The sequence below is a fragment of the Sphingomonas sp. P4_G2 genome (assembly GCF_056401155.1).
On sequence record NZ_JBFUJY010000001.1, the window covers coordinates 407,786 to 427,902 of the forward strand.

General features: G+C 66.8%; 18 protein-coding genes and 1 riboswitch. Of the genes, 13 read left to right on the top strand and 5 right to left on the bottom strand.

Going from position 1 to position 20,117, the window contains the following annotated elements:
- Positions 1-55: 55 nt before the first annotated feature.
- Both hisD and hisG read right to left on the bottom strand, forming a co-directional pair.
- Positions 56-1,342: a histidinol dehydrogenase gene (hisD, locus tag AC1DRD_RS01805; RefSeq protein WP_478039880.1), complete on the bottom strand. Its 1,287-nt coding sequence runs from the start codon at positions 1,340-1,342 to the stop codon at positions 56-58.
- Between the two features lie 117 nt (positions 1,343-1,459).
- Positions 1,460-2,122 (bottom strand): ATP phosphoribosyltransferase, encoded by a 663-nt coding sequence (gene hisG / locus AC1DRD_RS01810; protein ID WP_478039882.1) that lies wholly within the window; start codon positions 2,120-2,122, stop codon positions 1,460-1,462.
- 167 nt (positions 2,123-2,289) lie between these two features.
- Between hisG and AC1DRD_RS01815 the strand changes: the two genes are divergently transcribed.
- The 6 genes from AC1DRD_RS01815 (at position 2,290) to AC1DRD_RS01840 (ending at position 8,816) form a co-directional block, all read left to right on the top strand.
- On the top strand, positions 2,290-3,393 hold the full coding sequence (locus tag AC1DRD_RS01815; RefSeq protein ID WP_478039883.1) for a DUF2332 domain-containing protein: 1,104 nt from the start codon (positions 2,290-2,292) through the stop codon (positions 3,391-3,393).
- Between the two features lie 35 nt (positions 3,394-3,428).
- Entirely contained in the window at positions 3,429-4,019 is a 591-nt protein-coding gene (locus tag AC1DRD_RS01820) for a methylated-DNA--[protein]-cysteine S-methyltransferase (protein WP_478039884.1), read from the top strand.
- Positions 4,020-4,056: 37 nt separating this feature from the next.
- A riboswitch (cobalamin riboswitch) is annotated at positions 4,057-4,246 on the top strand.
- 127 nt (positions 4,247-4,373) lie between these two features.
- Positions 4,374-6,278: a TonB-dependent receptor plug domain-containing protein gene (locus AC1DRD_RS01825; protein WP_478039886.1), complete on the top strand. Its 1,905-nt coding sequence runs from the start codon at positions 4,374-4,376 to the stop codon at positions 6,276-6,278.
- Positions 6,275-7,087 (top strand): ABC transporter substrate-binding protein, encoded by an 813-nt coding sequence (locus AC1DRD_RS01830; RefSeq protein ID WP_478039887.1) that lies wholly within the window; start codon positions 6,275-6,277, stop codon positions 7,085-7,087. Before AC1DRD_RS01825 ends, AC1DRD_RS01830 begins: the two co-directional genes overlap by 4 nt.
- Positions 7,084-8,055, top strand: a complete 972-nt coding sequence (locus AC1DRD_RS01835) for a FecCD family ABC transporter permease (RefSeq protein ID WP_478039889.1) — start codon at positions 7,084-7,086, stop codon at positions 8,053-8,055. Before AC1DRD_RS01830 ends, AC1DRD_RS01835 begins: the two co-directional genes overlap by 4 nt.
- Positions 8,046-8,816, top strand: a complete 771-nt coding sequence (locus AC1DRD_RS01840; protein ID WP_478039890.1) for an ABC transporter ATP-binding protein — start codon at positions 8,046-8,048, stop codon at positions 8,814-8,816. The genes AC1DRD_RS01835 and AC1DRD_RS01840 overlap by 10 nt, the downstream gene beginning before the upstream one ends.
- On the opposite strand, the gene AC1DRD_RS01845 is transcribed toward AC1DRD_RS01840, so the two are convergent.
- A complete protein-coding gene (locus AC1DRD_RS01845) occupies positions 8,808-9,677 on the bottom strand; it encodes a LysR family transcriptional regulator (RefSeq protein ID WP_478039892.1) in 870 nt (289 codons plus the stop codon). The genes AC1DRD_RS01840 and AC1DRD_RS01845 overlap by 9 nt on opposite strands.
- A 108-nt stretch (positions 9,678-9,785) precedes the next feature.
- Here AC1DRD_RS01845 and AC1DRD_RS01850 point away from each other — a divergent pair, with 108 nt between their 5' ends.
- Positions 9,786-11,285: a CoA-acylating methylmalonate-semialdehyde dehydrogenase gene (locus AC1DRD_RS01850; protein ID WP_478039894.1), complete on the top strand. Its 1,500-nt coding sequence runs from the start codon at positions 9,786-9,788 to the stop codon at positions 11,283-11,285.
- Here AC1DRD_RS01850 and AC1DRD_RS01855 read toward each other — a convergent pair.
- Together AC1DRD_RS01855 and AC1DRD_RS01860 are read right to left on the bottom strand one after the other, a co-directional pair.
- Positions 11,266-12,051: a sterol desaturase family protein gene (locus tag AC1DRD_RS01855; RefSeq protein ID WP_478039896.1), complete on the bottom strand. Its 786-nt coding sequence runs from the start codon at positions 12,049-12,051 to the stop codon at positions 11,266-11,268. The two genes, AC1DRD_RS01850 and AC1DRD_RS01855, sit on opposite strands and share 20 nt — an antisense overlap.
- A gap of 93 nt (positions 12,052-12,144) precedes the next feature.
- Positions 12,145-13,194, bottom strand: a complete 1,050-nt coding sequence (locus AC1DRD_RS01860) for an AraC family transcriptional regulator (protein ID WP_478039898.1) — start codon at positions 13,192-13,194, stop codon at positions 12,145-12,147.
- Between the two features lie 74 nt (positions 13,195-13,268).
- Here AC1DRD_RS01860 and AC1DRD_RS01865 point away from each other — a divergent pair, with 74 nt between their 5' ends.
- The 6 genes from AC1DRD_RS01865 (at position 13,269) to AC1DRD_RS01890 (ending at position 20,084) form a co-directional block, all read left to right on the top strand.
- On the top strand, positions 13,269-14,414 hold the full coding sequence (locus AC1DRD_RS01865) for an acyl-CoA dehydrogenase family protein (protein WP_478027672.1): 1,146 nt from the start codon (positions 13,269-13,271) through the stop codon (positions 14,412-14,414).
- Positions 14,415-14,634: 220 nt separating this feature from the next.
- Positions 14,635-15,678, top strand: a complete 1,044-nt coding sequence (locus AC1DRD_RS01870; protein WP_478039900.1) for an enoyl-CoA hydratase/isomerase family protein — start codon at positions 14,635-14,637, stop codon at positions 15,676-15,678.
- Positions 15,679-15,727: 49 nt separating this feature from the next.
- Complete coding sequence (locus AC1DRD_RS01875) at positions 15,728-16,507, top strand: enoyl-CoA hydratase (RefSeq protein ID WP_478039901.1); 780 nt, start codon at positions 15,728-15,730, stop codon at positions 16,505-16,507.
- A gap of 92 nt (positions 16,508-16,599) precedes the next feature.
- A complete protein-coding gene (mmsB, locus tag AC1DRD_RS01880) occupies positions 16,600-17,487 on the top strand; it encodes a 3-hydroxyisobutyrate dehydrogenase (RefSeq protein WP_478039902.1) in 888 nt (295 codons plus the stop codon).
- Positions 17,484-17,951: a GreA/GreB family elongation factor gene (locus AC1DRD_RS01885; RefSeq protein WP_478039904.1), complete on the top strand. Its 468-nt coding sequence runs from the start codon at positions 17,484-17,486 to the stop codon at positions 17,949-17,951. The genes mmsB and AC1DRD_RS01885 overlap by 4 nt, the downstream gene beginning before the upstream one ends.
- Positions 17,952-18,134: 183 nt before the next feature.
- Positions 18,135-20,084: a M1 family metallopeptidase gene (locus AC1DRD_RS01890; RefSeq protein WP_478039906.1), complete on the top strand. Its 1,950-nt coding sequence runs from the start codon at positions 18,135-18,137 to the stop codon at positions 20,082-20,084.
- Positions 20,085-20,117: the final 33 nt, after the last annotated feature.

Genomic DNA, 20,117 nt, shown 5'->3' on the forward strand with positions numbered 1-20,117 from the left:
GAAGGAATTGTGGGGAGGTTAGGGGCGCACGACGCCGCGCCTCAACCAACAGCCATCAGCCCAGCCGCAGCGCGACCGAGCGGGCATGCGCGGGCAAGCCCTCGGCTTCCGCCAGGGTAACCGCGGCGGGGCCGATCGCGGCCAGCGAGGCCGGATCGAGCGAGAGGAAACTGGTGCGCTTCATGAAGTCGAGCACCGACAATCCGCTCGAAAAGCGCGCACGGCGGCCGGTTGGCAGGACGTGATTGGGTCCGGCGACGTAATCGCCCACCGCTTCGGGCGTGTAGCGGCCGATGAACACCGATCCGGCATGCTTGACCATGTCGAACAGCGCATCGGCTTCGTCGCAGGCGAGCTCGAGATGCTCGGGCGCCAGCCGATTGACCAAGGGCATCGCCTCGACCAGATCGGCCGTCACGATGATCGCGCCGTTCGCGTCCCAACTCGCGCGTGCGACCTTGGCGGTCGAGAGGTCGCCGATCTGGAGGTCGACCGCCTCCGCCACCGCGCGGGCCAAGGCGGCATCGTCGGTGAACAGGATCGACTGGCTCGACGGATCGTGCTCGGCCTGGCTCAACAGATCGGCGGCGATCCATTGCGGATCGTTCTTGCCGTCGGCGACGACGACGATCTCGCTCGGTCCGGCGACCATGTCGATCCCGACCACGCCATAAAGTTGGCGCTTGGCCTCGGCGACCCAGGCATTGCCGGGCCCACACACCACGTCGACCGGCGCGATGCGGCCGGTGCCGTATGCGAGCGCGGCGACGGCCTGCGCCCCGCCGATCCGCCAGACCTCATCGACGCCAGCGATATGCGCGGCGGCGAGCACCAAAGGATTGACCTCGCCATTGGGGGTGGGCGTGACCATCACCAGCCGCTCGACCCCCGCGACCTTGGCCGGAATCGCGTTCATCAGCACCGAGCTGGGATAGGCCGCGCGGCCGCCGGGGACGTAGATCCCCGCCGCGTCGACCCCGCGCCAGCGCGCGCCCAACCGCGCGCCGACCGCATCGATCTCGTCGCGGTCCTCCGGCTTCTGCTTGATGTGATAGGCCGCGATCCGCTCGGCGGCGAGTTCGAGCGCGTCGCGCAGATCGGGTGCCAGTGCCTCGTGCGCGGCGAGCCATTCGGCCCGCTCGATCCGCCAGCCGGTCTCGTTGAGATCGTGATGGTCGAACTTGCGGGTGAAGGCATGGACCGCGGCGTCGCCTTCGTCGCGGACGCTGGCGACGATCGTGCGGACATCGCGCGCGACATCGCTATCCGCCTCGCGCCGCGCGTCGACCAGCGCCTGGAACTGGCGCTCGAAGCCGGGCTCGGACGTGGAGAGTTTGATCATTTTAAGCCCCTCCCCTTCAGGGGAGGGGTTTGGGGTGGGGGAGTCAAAAGGGATGCGCTCTGCGAGGCTTCGCCCCACCCCAACCCCTCCCCTGAAGGGGAGGGGCTAAGAACACGATCATGCCACATCGCGCTTCTCCACCGCGCGCCTAAACGCATCGACCAACGGCACCAGTTCCGGCCGCGTCTTGAACGCCGCACGGTTGACGATCAGCCGGCTGGTGACCTGGGCGATCACCTCGACCTCGACCAGGCCATTCTCCTTGAGCGTCCGGCCCGACGAGACGAGATCGACGATGCGCGGCGCGAGGCCCAAGGTCGGGGCCAGTTCCATCGCGCCGTTGAGCTTGACGCATTCGGCCTGGACGCCGCGCGCCTCGAAATGGCGCTGCGTCACATGCGGGTATTTGGTCGCAACACGAACGTGGCTCCAGCCGCGCGGATCGTCGGCCGCGGCCATTTCGGCCGGTTCGGCGACCGACAAGCGACAATGGCCGATGCCCAGATCGACCGGCGCATAGAGTTCGGGATAGTCGAACTCGGCGAGCACGTCCGACCCGACGATGCCGATCTGCGCGGCGCCATGCGCGACGAAGGTGGCGACGTCGAACGCGCGGACGCGGATCAGGTCGATGCCGGGATGGTTGGTCGAAAAGCGCAGCGCGCGGCTGTCCTTGTCGGAGAATGCTGCCTCGGGCTCGACGCCGGCGCGCATGAGCAGCGGCACGGCTTCCGACAGGATACGGCCCTTGGGGACGGCAATGACTAGGGGTTGCGCCATGGCGGGGCTTTACTTGTGCACCTGCGAAGGCGCAATGCATCCTGGTGGCTCCGCTTTCAGCGGTTTTGCCGCGCCGGCGCGCTTCCCCGCCCGACCCTCCGAAGGACAGCAATCTATGGAAGGTCGCGCGGGTTAGCGCGCCGGAACTGCGCGAATGAGGAGGCGACATGGCCGACGAGGCGGGCAATCGCGAGGCATTCCGGATCCAGGAATTCTATTGCCGGAACATGGACGCGCCGATCTATGCGCGGCTGTGCGCCGCCATCGCCGATGGATTGGCGCGCGACAGCCGTACCGGCGCCCGCATCCTCGACTGGCCCGGCGAGCCGACTCGCGACGCCTTGCCGCTCAGGTTCATCGGCGGACTGCATGCGCTGGTGCAGGCGAGTGCCGATTCGGGTCTGGCGGCAGTATTCTGCGGCGAGACGACCGATCAGGACGCGATCGCGGCGGCGGTGAATGCCGCGCTCGGCGTGCATGACGATTTCCTGCTGCCCTGGCTCGATGGGCCGCCGCAGACCAACGAACCGGGCCGATCGGGCGCGCTGATCGTCGGGTTGCTCGAGATCGCGCGGCGTCATGGCCCGAAAATCGAACTGCTCGAAATCGGGTCGAGTGCCGGGCTCAACCTGTTGATCGACCGCTATGCCTTCGATCTTGGCGGCGTGCAGGTCGGTGCTGCGGGGGCGCCGGTCACGATCGCGCCCGAATGGCGTGGCGACCCGCCGGTGCCGACGCCGATCGAAATCATCTCGGTGCGCGGTTGCGATGTCCGTCCGCTCGACGCGCCCGATCCCACGGTCGAGGCGCGGCTGGCCGCTTATGTCTGGGCCGAAACGCCGCTTCGTGCCGAGCGGCTGCGCCAGGCGATCGCGATGCAGCGCGCCAAGCCGGTCGATCTGGTCCAGGCCGATGCCGCCGACTGGATCGAAGCGCGACTTGCCGAACCGCAACCAGCCGGCGTAACGCGCGTGCTGATGCATTCGGTGGTGTGGCAATATCTGCCCGAGGAGCGCGCGAGCCGCATCCGCGCGACGATGAATGCGGTGGGCGCGCGCGCCACGACCAACCGTCCGCTCGCCTGGGTGATGATGGAACCCGACCGCGCCTTCGCGCATCAGGTGATCCGCGTGAAGAGCTGGCCCGGTCATGACCAATGGCAAGTGATCGCGACCGCGCATGCGCATGGCGCGTGGGTCAAGAATGGCGTCGAGGATAAGGACAAGCGCCGCTACGATCTGCCGGAATCGGCCAAGGTCGAAGCCGGGTAAGCTGTCGAACAACCGTGACTCATGCGAAGGTTGATTTGAACGATCGGGTCGCCGATCTTGGCAGCATGGCCACGCTCCATCGCTACCGCGTTTTCGAGACCGCACACGGCGTCGCCGCAATCGCGTGGAGCGGCGACGCGATCACCGCCTTTCGTCTGCCGGGAGAAACGGCGCGCGAGGCGGAGTGGTCGCTGCTTCGCCGCTTGCCCGACGCTGTTGCGGGCGACCCGCCCCCAGCCATCGCCGCGGTGATCGCCGACGCGGTCCGCTATTTCGCCGGGGAGCCGGTCGATTTCGATGCGGTCGCGATCGATCTCGGCGAGCAGGAGCCCTTCTTCGCTCGGGTCTATGACCGTGTCCGAGCGATCGGCCGCGGCGAGACGATGACCTATGGGGCGGTCGCCAGGGAATTGGGCGCGGGACCGGAAGCGGCGCGCGCGGTCGGGCAGGCAATGGCGAGGAATCCGATCCCGCTGATCGTGCCGTGCCATCGCGTGCTCGCGGCGGGCAGCCGGGTCCATGGCTTTTCGGCGCCCGGCGGCGCGCTCGCCAAGGTCCGCATGCTCGAGATCGAAGGCGTGGCGACCGAGCCGCCGCCTGCTGCACAGACCGCATTCGAATTCTGAAATCAGGCATCGCTTGCGCTTTGCCGCGCTGCGGCATAGACGCCGCGCCGTGACGGGTTCCCCGCAAGGGGAAGCAAAAGGGAAGTCCGGTCGAGATGCCGGCGCTGCCCCCGCAACTGTGACCGGAGAGCGGTCGCCCCAACAATGCCACTGGCCGCAGGGTCGGGAAGGCGGGGCGAACGCGACGACCCGGAAGCCAGGAGACCTGCCCGCCACGGTCGATCCTTTGCGCGGACGGGGTGTGCCGGGCGAACGAGGGATATCCCTCGCGTGAGCGACATGAACCGGGCCGTAGGGTCCGGGTGTCGCGTTCAGGCGCCCGGACTCCGCGGCCCCACCAAAGGGGCATGTCCAATGTTGAAGTTTTCCATCCTCGCGACGACGGCGTTCGCCGCGATCGCTATCGCGACGCCGGCCTGGGCGCAGGAGACGCCGGCGGCCGACGATAACAATATCGTCCTCGCCGATCAGACCCGCACCGACATTATCGTGACCGCGACCGGTGTACCCCAGACGCCCGAGACGATCGGCCAGGCGGTGACCGTGATCGACCGCCAGACGATCGAGCAGCGCCAGACCGTCGCTTTGTCCGACCTGCTGGCGACCACGCCGGGCGTGACCGTGTCGCGCAATGGCGGGCTCGGCGCCCTGACTGCGGTACGCATCCGCGGCGCCGAGGATTCGCAGACGCTGACCTTGATCGATGGCGTGCGGGTCAACGATCCCTCGTCGCCCGGCGGCGCGTTCGATTTCGCCAGCTTGCTCGCCGGTTCGATCGACCGCGTCGAGGTGCTACGTGGCCCGAACTCGGTGCCATGGGGCAGCCAGGCGATCGGCGGTGTCGTCAACGTCACCACGATGCAGCCGGGCTATGGCCTCCAGGCGCGCGGCAATGTCGAATATGGCAGCTTCGATACGGTCTTCGCCAATGGCGGCGTGTCGGGAAAGAGCGGGATCGTCTCGGCCTCGCTCAACGCCGGCTATCTCAAGACCAACGGCTTCTCGGCAGTGTCGTCGGGAAGTGAGCCCGACGGCTATCGCCAGTTCGGCGCGACCGGGCGGATCGAGATCGCCTTGGCCGATAACATCAGGCTCGACCTGCGCGGTTATTATGCGCACAGCAAGGTCGACATTGATGGTTTTGACGGCGTGACCTTCCTGCCCGCAGATGATGGCGAATATGCCAAGACCCAGGAATTGTACGGCTATGCCGGGCTCAACGCTGATTTCCTCGGCGGCCGCTTCAAGAACCGCATCGCTTTCACCATCGCCGATATCAATCGCGACAATTACGACCCGGCGTTCGGGTCAGCAGTTAGCTTCTTCGGCCGCGGCCGCAGCGAGCGTTATCAATATCAGGGTGATTTCCAGGTGATCGACGGCGTCCGGCTGGTCGCCGGCGCCGAGCGCGAGAATACGCGCTATTTCGACGGCGATCTCTCCGCGACGCGCGGCGTCACCAGCTTCTACGGCGAAGCCATCCTGTCGCCGATCGATCGCCTGACGATCACGGGCGGCGTGCGCTACGACGATGATTCGGCGTTCGGCGGGCACACGACATGGGGCGCCAATGCGGTCTATACCTTGCCGACCGAGACGACGTTCCGCGCCAGCTACGCCGAAGGGTTCAAGGCGCCGACCCTCTATCAGCTCTATGGCCGGTTCGGGACGTCGGTGTTCGGCAACAAGGATCTCAAACCCGAAACCGCGCAAAGCTATGATATCGGGGTCGAGCAACGGCTGGTCGGCGGGCGGATCGTCGCCGGGATTACCTGGTTCCACCGCGATACGACCGACCAGATCGATTTCGGTCCGGCCTTCTCCTACGTCAATATCGACCGCGCCCGGACCAAGGGCGTGGAGTTCGCGCTGTCGGTGCGGCCGAGCGACCGCCTGACGCTCAGCGGGTCCTACAGCTTCATCGATTCGATCAACCTCTCGCCCGGGTTCAATTTCGGCAACGAGCTGGCGCGCCGTCCGCGCCAATCGGTCAGCGCGTCGATCGACTGGAAGACTCCGGTCGGTCTCGGGATCGGCGCGACCGTGCTGAGCGTCGGCGACAGCTTCGACGATGCCGGCAATTTCAGCCGGCTCGATGGCTATACGGTGGTCGGATTGCGCGCGGACTTCCCAATCGGCGACAAATTCTCGATCTATGGCCGCGTCGATAATCTGTTCGATGAGAAATATGCCGTGGTGAAATATTACAGCACACCGGGCCGCGCGGCCTATGGCGGCATTCGCTTGAAGTTCAATTGAAGCCTTTGATCGCCTTGATCGCCCTCGGGCTGGCGGGGTGCGCGAGTGCGCAGCCCGCCACGACCGGGGGGATCGTCTCGACCAACCCCTGTTCGGACCAATTGCTGCTCGCGCTGGCGCCGGGCAAGGTCACGGCGATCAGCCATTATTCGCAGGAGCCGGGCGCGACCTCGATCCCGCTCGGGCTCGCGCGGCGCTATCGCGCCACCGCGGGGACGGCCGAGGAAGTGATCGCGCTCAAGCCCGATCTGGTGGTGGCGTCGAGCTTCACCTCCAAGACTACACTCGCCGCGTATCGTCGCGCCGGGCTCAAGGTGCTGACGCTCGATTCGCCGACCAATGTCGCCTCCAGCCGCGACCAGATCCGCAGCGTCGCCGCCGCGGTGGGGGAACCCGCGGCGGGCGAGCGGCTGATCGCGCGCATCGATCGCGCCGTGGCCAACGCCGCTCCGCGTGACGGCCGCCGGCCCGCGACCTTGCTCTATATTTCCGACAGTTTCGCCAATGCCGGGCCCAGCCTGTTGACCGAGATGGTCGAACTCGCTGGGCTGGGCGATGCCAGCAAGGATTTCGGGCTCGCTTTCTCGGGCAACGTGCCGATCGAAAGTGTGGTCGCGCATCCGCCGCGCATCGTGATCGACCCCGACCCCAATGGCCGCACCGCGTCGCTGCGCCGCCGCGTGCTCGGCATGGCGGGGTATCAGGTGATCGAGGAGCGTTTCCCGCGCCAATTGGTCAATTGCGGCGGGCCGACCATCATCCCCGCGCTGCGCGCCCTCGCCGCGATTCGATCGCGAGCGCTGTCGTGAATCGCGCGATCCGCCTCGGCCTGCTCGTGTTGTTGACCGCGACGCTGTTCGCGCTGTCGCTGATGGCGGGCAAGCAATGGATACCGTTCGACGCGTGGTTTGGGCACGATCCGCGTTGGGCGATCATCGCGGAGTTGCGCATCCCGCGTGCGGTGCTCGGTGTCCTGCTCGGGGCCGCGCTCGGCCTGTCGGGCGCAGTATTGCAGGGCTATCTCAGGAACCCGCTCGCCGACCCGACGGTGATCGGCGTGTCGTCCTGTGCCGCACTCGGCGCGGTCGCGTCGATCGTCCTCGGATTCGGTGCCGGCTGGCTTGGCCAGTTCGGCTGGGCGATGGCGGGGGCGGGGGGGGCGATGGCGCTGCTCGCGATGCTGACCGCGCGTGCGGAGACGCCAGTGGTGTTCGTGCTGGCCGGCACCGTGCTCGCCAGTTTGGCGGGCGCGCTGACCGCGTTCCTGATCTCGATCGCGCCCAATCCCTATGCCATCGCCGAGGCGATCGACTGGCTGATGGGCGCGCTGACCGACCGTGGGCCCGACGACGTGTTGATGGCGGCGCCGTTCATCGGCGCGGGCATGCTGTTGATGCTGTTCACGGGGCCAGCGCTCGACGCGCTGGCGCTGGGCGAGGATGCCGCGCGCTCGCTCGGCGCCAATCTCGGCCGGTTGCGCTGGCAAGTGGTGATCGGCACCGGGCTGGCGGTCGGCGCGGGCGTCGCGGTGACCGGCGTGGTCGGGTTCGTCGGCTTGGTCGTCCCGCATCTGTTGCGGCCGGTGTTCGGCGCCAAACCCTCGGCGTTGCTGGTGCCGAGCGCGCTGGGTGGCGCCGCGCTGACGCTGGCGGCCGACAGCCTGTGCCGGCTCGCGCCGGGTGCGGGTGAGGTGCGGCTGGGCGTTGCCATGGCGCTGATCGGCGCGCCGTTCTTTCTGGCGTTGCTGTTCCGCGAAGGAGCCAAGCAATGGCGCTGACTCTCGACCGGGTGACACTCGATCTGCGCGGGCGCCGAGTGCTGACCGATGCGAGCGCCATGTTCGCCGCCGGCCGCATCACCGTGATCCTGGGGCCCAACGGCGCGGGCAAGACCAGCCTGTTGCGCGCCGCCGCCGGGTTGATCGCCCCGAGCGCAGGCAAGATCGCGATCGACGGCCGCGCGATCGGTGCGATGCGCCGCGATGACCGCGCGCGGACGATCGGCTACCTGCCGCAATCGGGCGATGTCGCCTGGAACATGCCGGCGCGCGACGTCGTGGCGCTCGGCCGCCTGCCGCACCGCGCGGGCGTGGCGGAAGACATCGCAGCGGTGCTGTCGGCGATGGCGGCGACTGACACCGAGCAATTCGCCGAGCGCCGCGTCGGCGAGCTATCGGGCGGCGAGCGCGCGCGGGTGCTGCTGGCGCGCGTATTGGCGGGAGAGCCGCAATGGTTGCTCGCCGACGAGCCGCTGGCCAGTCTCGATCCTGCGCATCAGCTCGATCTGCTCGACCGCTTGCGCGGCCAGGCGGCGCGCGGGGTCGGCGTGGTCGTGGTACTCCACGATCTGGTTCAGGCCGCGCGCGTCGCCGACGAGATTTTGTTGCTGCGCGACGGCCGCGTCTTCGCCTTCGGCCCGCCCGACGAGGTGCTGACGCAGCATCATCTGCGCGACGCATTCGGCGTCGATGTGCTGCTCTTCGCCGATGCGCAGGGGCGGATGCTTCCCGTCCCGGCGGGTCGCTCAGGGTCAGCCTAGCCCCCGGCCGATCGCCTGGAGCCAGGTGGACACCGCCTGGATTCGCGAGGTCGCGTGCGTGTCCTGATGTGTCACCAGCCAGAAGGTACGATGGACGGCGACGCTCTCGCCCAGCACGGGTTCGAGCCGAGGATCGTGCTGCGCCATGAAGTCGGGAAGCACCCCGATCCCCCCGCCGGCGGACACCAGCGCGCGCTGGACGTTGATGCTGGTGCTCCGCACCTGCGGGGACAGGCCGGGCTCGATCTCTGACAGATAGTCGAGCTCAGGCGCGTAGATATGCTCGGGCACGTAGCCGACGAGGATGTGCTTGCCGAGGTCGGCATTGGACGTCGGCCGGCCGTGGCGGTCGAGATAATCGGGCGTGGCATAAAGACGCAGGCGATAGCGGGCGAACTCGCTAGCGCGGAGCTGTGCGCTGCGTGGGCGGGCGAGCATCACCGCGATATCGGCTTCGCGTTTGGAGGGATTGAGGAAACCCGAGGCGGTGATGAGGTCGAGCCGGATGCGCGGATGGCTCACCTGGAACGGTGCGATCGCGGGCGCGATCACCCAGGTCGCAAGGCCCTCCGCCACGCTCACCCGGACATGACCGGCAGGCGCCAGGTCGCTCGCGGGCGCGATTGCGGCGATCACCGCGGCTTCGACCGTCTCGGCATGCGCGAGCAGCGCTTCGCCTTCCTCGGTCAGCCGGCGCTCGCCGCCGACCGACTCGAAGAGCGGCCGATCGACCCGCGCCGCCAGACGGGCGAGCCGCCGCCCGACGGTGGTGGCATCGACGCCGAGCGATCGTGCCGCCGGCGCGATCCGCTTCGAGCGCGCGACGGCGAGGAAGATACGCAGGTCATCCCAATTCTGCATCGCGCCACCTGCATTTTTGCATGTTCATTTGGCAATTAAGTAGCCTTGCGTGCGAATTTGCCTAGTGAAATAGAGCATCGAGCCGAACGAGGCCCAGGAGAGTTGACCATGCGCACCATCGACCATTTCATCGCGGGCTCTGCCGGCGGTGGCGCCACTCGTACCAGCGACGTGTTCGACCCCAATACCGGGCAGGTCCAGGCCAAGGTAAACCTCGGGGCGCAAGCCGATCTCGATCGCGCCGTCGCCGCCGCGCAGGCCGCGCAGCCGGCCTGGGCGATGACCAATCCCCAGCGCCGCGCCCGGGTGATGTTCAACTTCAAGGCGCTCGTCGAAAAGAACATGGACGAGCTCGCCCACCTGCTCTCGTCCGAACATGGCAAGGTGATCGCCGATTCAAAGGGCGACATTCAGCGCGGGCTCGAAGTCGTCGAATTTGCGTGCGGCATCCCGCACGTGCTCAAGGGCGAATATACCCAGGGCGCAGGGCCGGGGATCGACGTCTATTCGATGCGCCAGCCGGTCGGCATCGGCGTCGGCATCACGCCGTTCAACTTCCCGGCGATGATCCCCTTGTGGATGGGCGCCGTTGCGACCGCCTGCGGCAACGCCTTCATCCTCAAGCCGTCGGAGCGCGACCCCTCGGTGCCGGTGCGCCTGGCCGAACTGATGCGCGAGGCGGGCATGCCGGAGGGCATTTTCCAGGTCGTCCATGGCGACAAGGAAATGGTCGACGCGATCCTCGACCATCCCGCGATCGCCGCGGTCAGCTTCGTCGGCTCGTCCGACATCGCGCATTACGTCTATAATCGCGGCGTCGCCGCCGGGAAGCGCGTCCAGGCGATGGGCGGGGCCAAGAACCATGGCATCGTCATGCCCGATGCCGATCTCGACCAGGTTGTCGCCGATCTGTCGGGCGCCGCATTCGGCTCGGCCGGCGAGCGCTGCATGGCGCTGCCCGTCGTGGTGCCGGTCGGCGACAAGACCGCCGAGGCGCTCAAGGCCAAATTGATCCCGGCGATCGCGGCGCTGCGGGTCGGCGTCTCGACCGACAATGACGCGCATTACGGCCCGGTGGTCAACGCCGCGCACAAGCAGCGCGTCGAAAACTGGATCCAGACCGGGGTCGACGAAGGCGCCGAACTGGTCGTCGACGGCCGCGGCTTCCAGCTCCAGGGACATGAACAGGGCTTCTTCATCGGCCCATCCTTGTTCGACCATGTCACGCCCGACATGCAGTCGTACAAGGAAGAGATTTTCGGACCCGTCCTGCAGATCGTCCGCGCACCCGATTTCGAAACCGCGCTCAAGCTGCCGAGCGATCACCAATATGGCAACGGCGTCGCGATCTTCACGCGCAACGGCCACGCCGCGCGCGAATTCGCCGCGCGGGTCAATGTCGGCATGGTCGGGATCAACGTGCCGATCCCGGTGCCGGTCGCCTATCACACCTTTGGCGGCTGGAAGCGCTCGGCGTTCGGCGACACCAACCAGCACGGCATGGAAGGCGTCAAGTTCTGGACCAAGGTCAAGACGATCACCCAGCGCTGGCCCGACGGCGGCGTCGGTGACGGCGCCAACGCCTTCGTCATCCCGACGATGGGGTAAGGGCGGGGCGGTCGGTGACGATCGCCTCGAACTTCTCATGATAGCGCGGGTGCTCCGTCCCCATCATCCGGTCCCACCAGGTGAAGTAGAGGCCGAAATTGTGCCGGCCCTCGCTATGGTGGAGGTCGTGATGCGTGGTCGTGGTCAGCCATCCCGTCCAGCGGCTGCGGGTGAAGCCCGACCAGGCGAGTTCGTGCCCCGAATGGCCGATCACGTTGCGGATGATCTGGTGGAGCAGGAAGGCCAGCACGACCAAGGCGTGGAACGGCACGATCAACAGGAACAGCGGCAGGAAGGCGGATTCGAACGCCGCCTCGATCGGCGCGAAGCTGTAGGCGGCCCAGGGCGTCGGCGTGCGCGACATGTGATGCGTCATATGCGCGCGGCGAAACAGCGCTTTCAGGTGCAACGCCCGGTGCATCCAGTAGAAATAGGCGTCGTGCGCGATGACCACCGCGACGAACTCGACGCCCGCGAGCCAGAGCGGCGGCGCGGCCATCGAGACATGGATGATGCCCATCCGCGCCAACGCGATCGTCAACATGGTGGAGGCGGCGAAGGTCACCATCGTGATCAGCGAATTGATCACTTCGTGCTGCCAATCGGTGAAATCGGGCGTGCGCAACTGGATGCGCCGGCTCTCCGTCCAGCGCGCGCCCAGCCACAGGACCAGAGTCACGCCGCCCGCCGCGGCCAGATAGCGGGTCAATTCGATCATATAGCCTTGCGCGCCGCCCATGATGAGCGTTCGGATCGAGTCGGTCATGCCAAGCTCCCGTCAAATGATGCGGGCTGTCTGGCCGATCGGGTGCGGGCGGTCGCGGCACCGCCGGAAAAAGCCGATCGATTCCGGAATCGATCAGCTATTTTCGAAACCGCCCAGCGCCGCGCGGCGCCAGTCGGTCGGGGTCTGGCCGGTGGTGTCGCGGAACGCGCGGTTGAACGGCGCCAGGCTACCATAGCCCAGGTCCATCGCGATGGTGAGCACTGGCAGTGCGACCTTGGCGGGGTCGCTGAGCCACGCCTGGGCATCGGCGATGCGATGCGAATTGAGGAAGTCCGAAAAGTTGCGATAGCCCAGCCGCTGATTGATCAGCGCGCGCAGGCGATGCTCGGGCACAGCGAGCTTTCCGGCCAGCACACCGATGGTCAGCCCGGGCTCGCGATAGACATGGCCGGCCATTGCCGCGTCGAGCTTCTGCTTGAGGACATTGTCGGCGGGCGCCAGGCTCGGCTGCGGCGGCGCTGGGGCGTCGGCATCGAACAGCAGATCGGCATTGCTCGACAGCAGCACCGCGCCGAACGCCAGCACCGCGATCAGGGTGCTGCCCGATTGCAGCAGCATCAGCCAGGGGATGGTGGCGTAGCCGACGATGGTCTCGACCACGACGACCGCGAGCGTCTGCAACCCGACCACGATCACGAAACCGGTGCGGAACGCGCGGCGTCGCTCGATCAGATCGTCGCCGCGTTCGGTGATTGCGATCCAGATGGCGTGGACGCAGAGCGCGAAGGACAAGGCATGCTGTGTCACGTCGGCGGTCACCGGCATGCGATGCGTCCAGTACACCGCCACGAGGAAATTGATCCAGCAGGCGAGCGTGACCGCGGTAGCGATCGCCAGCAACCGCCGGTCGATGCGGCGTTCGAAGATCAGGTGAGCGAATACCCACAAAGCGAGCGGCGAGCTCTGCGCACCGAGCTGGACGACCGGCCAGATCCGCATGCTGCGCACGTCGATCACCGGCGCGACGTCGGCCAGATAGGCCGCGACGCACAGCAGCAGCAGCACGGTTGCCCAGCGGATCGGGCGCGGCGCGCGTCCGCGGCCGATCACCAATGCGATCAGCATCAGCTGGCCTGCCGACAACAGGCGCAGCGCGGTATCGATGAGCAGCATCCGCGTCATTGCTCACGCGTTATGGCTTCGCCCCGACCGCGGGTCTATGGCCCTCTCCACACCGTCCAGACGAGACTTTCCGCATGACCAACCAGTTCGACCTGACCGACGACCAGCGCGAGATCCAGGATCTGGCGCGCAAGTTCACTGCCGACCGCATCACGCCATTCGCGGCCGAATGGGACGAGAAGCGGCATTATCCGGTCGACGTCTGGAAAGCGGCGGGCGAGCTCGGCTTCGGGGCGATCTATGTCGCCGAGGAATCAGGCGGGATTGGGCTCGGCCGGCTCGAGGCGGCGCTGATCATGGAAGCGATGGCCTATGGCTGCCCGGCGACCAGCGCCTATATCTCGATCCACAATATGGCGACGTGGATGATCGACCGTTTCGGCGATCAGGCGATCAAGGACCGCTTCCTTCCCGATCTCGTCAGCATGGACAAGATCGCCAGCTACTGCCTGACCGAGCCGGGTTCGGGATCGGACGCGGCGGCGCTCAAGACCAGCGCGAAGCGCGACGGCGACCATTATGTCTTGAACGGCACCAAGCAGTTCATCTCGGGTGCCGGCTATAACGACATCTATGTCTGCATGGTCCGCACCGGTGAGGAGAAGTCGAAGGGCATTTCCTGTCTGGTGGTCGAGAAGGACACGCCTGGTTTGTCGTTCGGTGCGCCCGAAAGGAAGCTCGGCTGGAACGCCTCGCCGACCGCGCAAGTGATCTTCGAGGATTGCCGCGTACCGGTCGAGAATCGCGTCGGCGCCGAAGGCGACGGCTTCCGCTTCGCGATGGCCGGGCTGGATGGCGGCCGGCTCAATATCGGCGCCTGCTCGCTCGGCGGCGCGCAACGCTGCCTCGACGAATCGATCAACTACACAAAGGAACGCCAGCAATTCGGCACGCCGGTCGCCGATTTTCAGAACACGCAATTCATGCTTGCCGACATGGCCACCGACCTCGAGGCGGCGCGGGCTTTGCTCTATCTGGCGGCGGCCAAGGTGACCGCCAACGCGCCCGACAAATCGCGCTTCTCGGCGATGGCGAAGCGGCTGGCGACCGACAATGGCAGCTCGATCGTCGACCGCGCGCTCCAGCTGCATGGCGGTTACGGCTATCTGATGGACTATCCGATCGAGCGCTTCTGGCGCGACCTCAGGGTCCATTCGATCCTGGAGGGGACCAATCAGGTGATGCGGATGATCGTCGGCCGGGATCTGACGCGGCAATGAGGGGGCTCGCTAGTTCCTCCCCATTCATGGGGAGGGGGACCGCTCGCGCAGCGAGTGGTGGAGGGGGATCTCCCCACCTACATCGCTCGTGGCCCACCCCCTCCACCAAGCCGCTTCGCGCCTTGCGTTGGGGCGAGATCGTGTCCCCCGGACACGATCTTGGTTCGCCGGGGGCGAACCAAAGCCCCAGCGCCCTCCCCGTAAACGGGGAGGATTTGGGATGACCGACGACGTCCTCACCTTCATCGAGGGCAAGGTCGGCCGGGTCCGGCTCAACCGGCCCAAGGCGATCCATGCGCTCAACACCGCGATGTGCGCGGCCATACTCGACGCGCTGGCGGCGTGGCGCCACGACCCCGCGGTAGAGGCGGTGATGATCGACCATGCAGAGGGTCGCGGGTTCTGCGCCGGCGGCGATATCCGCATGCTCGCGGAAAGCGGCGCCAGGGACGGCGTCGAGGCGCGCGAATTCTTCTTCACCGAATACCGCATGAACCATCGGCTGTTCACCTATGAGAAGCCGGTGGTGGCGTTCATGGATGGCATTACGATGGGTGGTGGCGTCGGTATCTCGCAACCCGCGCGTTATCGCGTCGCGACGGAGAATACCCGGCTTGCCATGCCCGAGACCGGGATCGGCCTGTTTCCTGATGTCGGCGGCGGCTGGTATCTGTCGCGCTTGCCGGGCCGCGTCGGCCAGTATCTCGCGCTGACCGGGCATCGGCTCGACGGGGCTGAGTGCCTCAATCTCGGGCTGGCGAGCGACTATCTGACCAGCGATACGCTCGATGAGGCCAAGGTGCGGATCGCGGCGGCGCCGACCGAGATCGAGGAGATTCTCGTCGACCTGGGAGGTCCCGTGCCCGAGGCGAAGATCGTCGCGCAGGAAGAGGAGATCAATCGCCTGTTCGAGTCCGATCGGCTGGAAGACATCTACGCGGTGCTGGAGAGCGAAGGCGGCGCCTGGGGCGCGGCAACGCTGGCGACGCTCAGGACCAAGTCGCCGCAGACGATGAAAGTGTCGCTGCGCTTGCTCAAGGAAGGGCGGCAGATGGTCGATTTCGCCGCCGAGATGGTCCAGGAATATGCCGTCGGCGCCCGCGTCGTCGTACGCCACGATTTCCTCGAAGGCGTCCGCGCGGTGATCGTCGACAAGGACAATGCGCCGGTCTGGGACCCCGACACCCCCGAAGGCGTCACCGACGAGCTGATCGACGCGATTTTCGCACCATTGCCGGCGGCAGAGGCTTGGACGCCGGCGTGAATTTGTCCGTCAGCCCAGCTTTCGCTGGGATGACGATTGGAGGAATTGAATGGCTGATTACGAAACCATCCTGGTCGACCAGCGCGAGGGCGGCGTCACGCTGATCACGCTCAATCGGCCGCAGGCGCTCAACGCGCTCAACAATCAGGTGCTCCGCGAGCTGGTCGCCGCGTTGCAGGCGTTCGACGCCGACCCGTCGCAGGGTTGCGCGGTGCTGACCGGCAGCGAAAAAGCGTTCGCCGCGGGCGCCGATATCAAGGAGATGCAGCCGCAATCGTTCGGCGACATGTACGGCGACAATTATTTCGCGGGGTGGGAGCAGTTCACTCGCACCCGCAAGCCGGTGATCGCCGCGGTCGCGGGTTTCGCGCTCGGCGGCGGCTGCGAGCTGGCGATGATGTGCGACTTCATCCTGGCCGCCGACACTGCCAAGTTCGGGCAGCCCGAGATCAAGCTGGCGGTCGCGCCCGGCATGGGCGGATCGCAGCGCCTGACCCGCGCGGTCGGCAAGGCCAAGGCGATGGAGATGTGCCTGACCGGCCGCTTCATGGACGCCGAGGAAGCCGAGCGCGCCGGTTTGGTGTCGCGGATCATTCCCGCCGCCGATCTGGTCGAGGAAGCGGTCAAGACCGCGGCGACGATCTCCGGCATGGCGCCGCTGGCGGTGCTCGCCAACAAGGAAATGGTCAACGCCGCATTCGAGACCACGCTGATGCAGGGGGTGCAGTTCGAACGCCGCCTGTTCCATGGGCTGTTCGGGACGGAAGACCAGAAGGAAGGCATGGCCGCGTTCGTCGAGAAGCGGCCGGGGAAATGGGTGGGGAAGTAAGCCGTCGCCCCGGCGAAGGCCGGGGCCGTAGGCGGTCTGTCCCCCCGAAACATAGCGGCCCCGGCCTTCGCCGGGGCGACGGAGAGAAGAACATGGCACGCGTCGCATTCATCGGGCTGGGCAATATGGGCGGCGGGATGGCCGCGAATCTGGCGAAGAAGGGGCACGACGTCCGCGCCTTCGATCTGTCGGCCGAGGCGCTCGACAAGGCCAAGGCTGCCGGCTGCCTGCCCGCCGCGAACGCAGCCGAAGCGGTCGACGGTGCCGAGGCGGTGGTGACGATGCTGCCCGCGGGCAAGCATGTCGAAAGCGTCTATGACGAGTCGATCCTGGGCAAGGCGCCACTCAACGCGATCCTGATGGATTGCTCGACGATCGACGTCGCGACCGCCAAGCGCGTCGGCGAGGCGGCGCAGGCCAAGGGCTATGCCGCGGTCGACGCGCCGGTGTCGGGCGGGATCGCGGCGGCCAATGCGGGCACCTTGACCTTCATGGTCGGCGGCTCGGCAGAGGCGTTCGATCGCGCCCAGCCGTTTCTCGCCGACATGGGCAAGGCGGTGATCCATGCCGGCGCGTCGGGTGCCGGACAGGCGGCCAAGATCTGCAACAACATGGTGCTCGGCGCCGAGATGATCGCGACCTGCGAAGCGTTCGTGCTGGCGGACAAGCTTGGTCTCGATCCGCAGAAATTCTTCGACATCGCCAGCGTGAGTTCGGGCCAGAGCTGGTCGCTGACGAGCTATGCGCCCTGGCCCGGTGTCGGCCCGGAAACGCCGGCTGACCGCGACTATCAGGGCGGCTTCGCGACCGCGCTGATGCTCAAGGACTTGCGGCTGGCGATGGAAGCAGCGGCGTCGGTCGATGCCGATACGCCGATGGGGGCTAAAGCGGCGGAGCTCTATCAAGCGTTCAACGATGCCGGGAATGGCGGGCTCGATTTCTCGGCGATCATCCGCTTGCTCGGCAAGGACCGGCAATGAGCGTCGCGTTCCGCCGCGAGAGCGACGAGGAGCATAAGGAACCGCGGTTCGAGCTGCCGATTCCGGCCGGGCCGAATCTGGTCACCGAAGGCGGACCGGCGCTGATCGACGGACGTATCGCCGCGCTCGAAGCCGAGCAGGCGGAAGCGGATGAGGCGCGCCGCGAGGAGATCGCGCGCGACTTGCGCTACTGGCACACTCGCCGCGTTACCGCCATCGTCGCGCCTGTGCCGCCGGCGGACGAGATCGCCTTCGGGTCGCGGGTGCGGATCGCGGTGGATGGCGGCGAGCGGGTTATCCGGATCGTTGGCGATGATGAGGCCGATCCGGCGGCAGGGCTGATCGCGTTTTCGGCGCCGCTGGCGCGGGCGTTGATCGGGGCAGAGGAGGGGGAGGCGGTGTCTCTGCCGGGCCGGCCTGATGCGGTTGAGGTGATTCAGATTTTAGCTGCAGCAGACGCCTAGAAACAGACCCTCATCCTTCCGGCGCTTCGCGCCTCCCTCCCTCTCCCGCATGCGGGAGAGGGAAGGGGCCCGCCGCCGAAGGCGGTGGGAAGGGTGAGGGTCTATTCAGCTCTGGCTGGCTGGACAACCGCCCGCCATTGTGGCGGAAGGGCGCACCCCTCCCAGGCCCAGGATTCTCCCTCCATGTTTAGCCGGCTCGCTCGCCTCATCGGTTCCGCCCTGATCGTTGCCGCGACGACCGCAGCCAGCAGCTCGAGCTACCAACCGCGCGAGACCTTCGCGCCGTTCGATATGGAGCAAGCGGTCAATCGCTATCGTGGCGGCGACGGCATGCCCGGCCCCGATTACTGGCAGAACCGCGCCGATTACGTGATCCGCGCGACGCTCGACCCCGCCGCGCACACGATCAAGGGTGAGGTCGCGATCACTTATACCAATGCCAGCCCGAGCGCGCTCGACGTGCTGTGGCTGCAACTCGAGCAGAATATCTACCGTCCCGGATCGCGCGGCAGCCTGGCGCAGGGCGGCGCGCCGCGCGGCAACACCGACGGGATGACGCTCGACCAGGTGACGGTGACGCTCGGCAAGGCCGCGGTGGCGGTCGACCCGGTGATCAGCGACACCCGCGCGCAGCTTCGACTGCCGACCCCACTCGCATCCGGCGGCAAGGCGGTGATCCATATCCGCTATCACTATGAAGTGCCCAATGACGCGTTCGGCGGGCGCACCGGCTGGCTGACCGCGAAGAACGGCGCGCCGATCTATTCGGTTGCGCAATGGTACCCGCGCATGGCGGTGTTCGACGACCTGCGCGGCTGGGACCCGGCGCCCTATCTCGCGCAGGAATTCTACCTCGAATACGGCAATTTCGACTATTTCATCACCGTCCCGTCGGACATGATCGTCGCCGGATCGGGCGAGCTGCTGAATCCGCAGGACGTGCTCACCCCGCAACAGCAAGCGCGGCTGGCGGCGGCGCGGCGTAGCGACCGCACGGTGATGATCCGCGAACCCGACCGGATCGGCGACCCAACCACGCGGCCCAAGGTCGGCCCGCTGACCTGGCATTTCCACATGGACAATAGCCGCGACGTCGCCTTCAGCGCTTCGTCGGCCTTCGCCTGGGATGCGGCGCGGATCAACCTGCCCGGCGGCAAGAGCTCGCTCGCCATGTCCTTCTATCCGGCGGAATCGGCCGGCCCCGACCGATGGGCGCGCTCGACCGAATATATGAAGGACGCGGTCGAGCGGTATTCGGCCAAATGGTACCCCTATCCTTGGCCCGCCGCGATCAACATCGCCGGTCCCGCATCGGGGATGGAATATCCCGGCATCGTGTTCGACGGTGTCGAGGACAAGGGCAAGGAGCTGTTCTGGATCAGCGCGCACGAGATCGGGCACAGCTGGTTCCCGATGATCGTCGGCTTCGACGAGCGCCGCAACGCCTGGATGGACGAAGGCTTCAATACCTTCATCGACACGTACGAATCGGACGAGTTCAACCGCGGCGAATATGCCCCCAAGCGCGACAGCGAATATGCGCCGGGCGGCGGCAACCCGGTCGACGAAATCCTTCCGATTTTGGCCGATCCCGACGCCCCGCCGATCCTGTCGCGGTCGGACACGATCCTGAACAAATACCGCCACCCGGTGACGTACTTCAAATCGGCGCTTGGACTGGTGCTGCTGCGTGAACAGATTCTAGGCCCACAGCGCTTCGATGCCGCCTTCCGCCGCTTCATCGCCGCCTGGGCGTTCAAGCATCCCAAGCCCGCCGATTTCTTCCGCGCGATGGAGAGCGAAAGCGGCGAGGATTTGTCCTGGTGGTGGCGCGGCTGGTACGCGAACAATTGGCAGATGGATTTGGCGGTCGACACTATCTCGACAGCCAAAGACGGCACGCCATTGGTCCGCGTCGTGTCGCGTGATAAGCTGGTCATGCCGGTGACGTTGCGCATGACTTATGCAGACGGGCGGACGAGCGACGTCGCGTTGCCAGCAGAGACGTGGATTCGCCAGGCAGCAACCGACGTCGCGGTGCCGCGCGGCACGGTCGTGAGGGCCGAGCTCGACCCGGACCATAAGCTGCCCGATCGCGACCGGTCGAACAACGTCGCGACGCGCAAGCCGTGAACCAATAGCGCCGTGTTCCTGCTTTTGCAGGAA

Excerpts from the sequence above, each read along its gene's own strand:
- hisD (WP_478039880.1), bottom strand. The coding sequence starts at position 1,342 with ATGATCAAACTCTCCACGTCCGAGCCCGGCTTCGAGCGCCAGTTCCAG.
- hisG (WP_478039882.1), bottom strand. The coding sequence starts at position 2,122 with ATGGCGCAACCCCTAGTCATTGCCGTCCCCAAGGGCCGTATCCTGTCG.
- AC1DRD_RS01815 (WP_478039883.1), top strand. The coding sequence starts at position 2,290 with ATGGCCGACGAGGCGGGCAATCGCGAGGCATTCCGGATCCAGGAATTC.
- AC1DRD_RS01825 (WP_478039886.1), top strand. The coding sequence starts at position 4,374 with ATGTTGAAGTTTTCCATCCTCGCGACGACGGCGTTCGCCGCGATCGCT.
- AC1DRD_RS01840 (WP_478039890.1), top strand. The coding sequence starts at position 8,046 with ATGGCGCTGACTCTCGACCGGGTGACACTCGATCTGCGCGGGCGCCGA.
- AC1DRD_RS01845 (WP_478039892.1), bottom strand. The coding sequence starts at position 9,677 with ATGCAGAATTGGGATGACCTGCGTATCTTCCTCGCCGTCGCGCGCTCG.
- AC1DRD_RS01850 (WP_478039894.1), top strand. The coding sequence starts at position 9,786 with ATGCGCACCATCGACCATTTCATCGCGGGCTCTGCCGGCGGTGGCGCC.
- AC1DRD_RS01855 (WP_478039896.1), bottom strand. The coding sequence starts at position 12,051 with ATGACCGACTCGATCCGAACGCTCATCATGGGCGGCGCGCAAGGCTAT.
- AC1DRD_RS01860 (WP_478039898.1), bottom strand. The coding sequence starts at position 13,194 with ATGACGCGGATGCTGCTCATCGATACCGCGCTGCGCCTGTTGTCGGCA.
- AC1DRD_RS01865 (WP_478027672.1), top strand. The coding sequence starts at position 13,269 with ATGACCAACCAGTTCGACCTGACCGACGACCAGCGCGAGATCCAGGAT.
- AC1DRD_RS01870 (WP_478039900.1), top strand. The coding sequence starts at position 14,635 with ATGACCGACGACGTCCTCACCTTCATCGAGGGCAAGGTCGGCCGGGTC.
- AC1DRD_RS01875 (WP_478039901.1), top strand. The coding sequence starts at position 15,728 with ATGGCTGATTACGAAACCATCCTGGTCGACCAGCGCGAGGGCGGCGTC.
- mmsB (WP_478039902.1), top strand. The coding sequence starts at position 16,600 with ATGGCACGCGTCGCATTCATCGGGCTGGGCAATATGGGCGGCGGGATG.
- AC1DRD_RS01885 (WP_478039904.1), top strand. The coding sequence starts at position 17,484 with ATGAGCGTCGCGTTCCGCCGCGAGAGCGACGAGGAGCATAAGGAACCG.
- AC1DRD_RS01890 (WP_478039906.1), top strand. The coding sequence starts at position 18,135 with ATGTTTAGCCGGCTCGCTCGCCTCATCGGTTCCGCCCTGATCGTTGCC.